General features: G+C 68.5%; 2 protein-coding genes and 1 pseudogene. 2 read left to right on the forward strand and 1 reads right to left on the reverse strand.

Annotated elements, in window-relative coordinates; genetic code table 11:
- Both JCM9942_RS19235 and JCM9942_RS15630 read left to right on the forward strand, forming a co-directional pair.
- Positions 1-352 (forward strand): D-(-)-3-hydroxybutyrate oligomer hydrolase (locus JCM9942_RS19235; protein WP_218185508.1); only part of this gene is annotated, 352 nt, incomplete at its 5' end.
- A 108-nt stretch (positions 353-460) separates the two neighbouring features.
- Positions 461-1,054, forward strand: coding sequence for a HutD/Ves family protein (locus JCM9942_RS15630; RefSeq protein WP_054660776.1), 594 nt, complete (start codon positions 461-463; stop codon positions 1,052-1,054).
- A gap of 152 nt (positions 1,055-1,206) precedes the next feature.
- Here the strand turns inward: JCM9942_RS15630 and JCM9942_RS15635 are convergent.
- Positions 1,207-1,565: pseudogene (locus tag JCM9942_RS15635) on the reverse strand (ferredoxin reductase domain-containing protein); the annotation flags it as partial.

A 1,565-nucleotide genomic window follows, 5' to 3' on the forward strand; every position in this document is an offset into this window, starting at 1 on the left:
CGACCCGTGCCGGGCTGCCGCGTCAGGGCCTGCCGGTGATGGTGGTGCATGGCACCGACGACGGCCTGATCCCGCCGGCTTTCAGCAGCGCGCCCTATGTGGCCTCGGCCAAGCCGCCGGGCGTGAGGTCAACTACTGGCAGGTCAAACACGTGCAGCACTTTGACGGCTTCCTCGGCCTGCCCGACTACGGTTCGCGCTACCTGCCGCTGCTGCCGTACGTCTATGCGGCGCTGGATCGCGTGCAGGCGCGGCTGGAGCACGGCAGCGCGCTGCCGGCCGATGCGGTGATCGCCACCACGCCCCGCGCAGGCAAGCCGTTGGCTGCCGAGAATCTCGCGATGCCGAAGTAACCGCCGTCGTTGTAGGAGCGATGCAAGTCGCGACCGGGCTTTATCGACAAAAGCTGTCGCGACTTGTGTCGCTCCTACAGCAGTGCCGGATGCTGGCATCATGCCGCGATGGAAATTCTGACTGCTCCCTCCCGCGTCATCCCCACCGTCGACTACCGGCGCGAACGCTGGCGCAACGGCCTGGGCTGGACCCGCGAGATCCTGCGTCTGCCCGGACAGGGCGACGACTGGCAGCTGCGGCTGTCGATCGCCGAGATCGAGCAGGATGCGGCCTTTTCCGCCTTCCCCGGTGTCGAGCGCGAGCTGGTGCTGCTGCAGGGCGAAGGTCTGCGGCTGCGCTTTGCCGATGGCCGCTGTGAAACGCTGTTGCCGCCGTATCAACGTCTGCGGTTTGCCGGCGAAGCTGAAATCAGCGGCGAGCTGGTCGACGGCACCACCAGCGACTTCAACCTGATGTGGCGCCGCGACGCGCTGCAGGCCGAGCTGCTGCACCGGCCGCTGGTCGGCAGCATGCTGTTCTTCACCGAGCCGCAGGTGGCCTGGGCGGTCCATCTGCTGGCCGGACAAGCCGAGTTCGAAGGCAACACCCTGCCGCCCCTGGCCGCCGGCGACACCGCCTGGCTCGCCGCCGGTGTACGCACACGGTTCGCCTTGAATGGCGGCGGCGAGCTGTTGGCGATCCGGGTGTCACCGGCGGCATGAAGGCGGCGCCTTCCCAATGCGGGAGGCTTTCCTCGCGGTACTGGATCATCCGCTGAAGGGTGAAACCCTGACGTGGCGCAACCAGCCGCTGGCGCTGGCGCGGATCCTCCGGCAACGGCTGCACCACATCTGAGCGCGCTGGCCGGGTTGGCTCAGTACACGTCGCGGCGATAGCGGCCGGCGATGCGCAGGGCTTCATGTGCGTCGCTGCCGAGGGCATCGGCGATCACCGCATCCACCGCCGGCGCCATGCCCTGCAGGCTGCCGCAGACCAGGATCGTCGCGCCCTGGTCGACCCAGTCGCGCAGCGCATCGGCATGGGCGGCCAGCGCATCCTGCACGTAATGGAAGCGGCCGCCATCGCGACTGAAAACCGTATCCAGCCGTTCGATCCAGCCTCGCGCTGCCATTGCCGCAGCTCGTCGCCGAAGTGGAAATCGTGGGCGGCATTGCGCTCGCCCAACAGCAGCCAGTTGCGGCGCGCACCGGCCTCGACGCGGGCGCGCAGGTG

The organism is Stenotrophomonas pictorum JCM 9942 (assembly GCF_001310775.1).
In the GTDB taxonomy this organism is placed as follows: Bacteria; Pseudomonadota; Gammaproteobacteria; order Xanthomonadales; family Xanthomonadaceae; genus Stenotrophomonas; species Stenotrophomonas pictorum.

What these genes read in the sequence shown, in the direction of transcription:
- JCM9942_RS15630 (WP_054660776.1), top strand. Translation starts at nt 461, where the DNA reads ATGGAAATTCTGACTGCTCCCTCCCGCGTCATCCCCACCGTCGACTAC.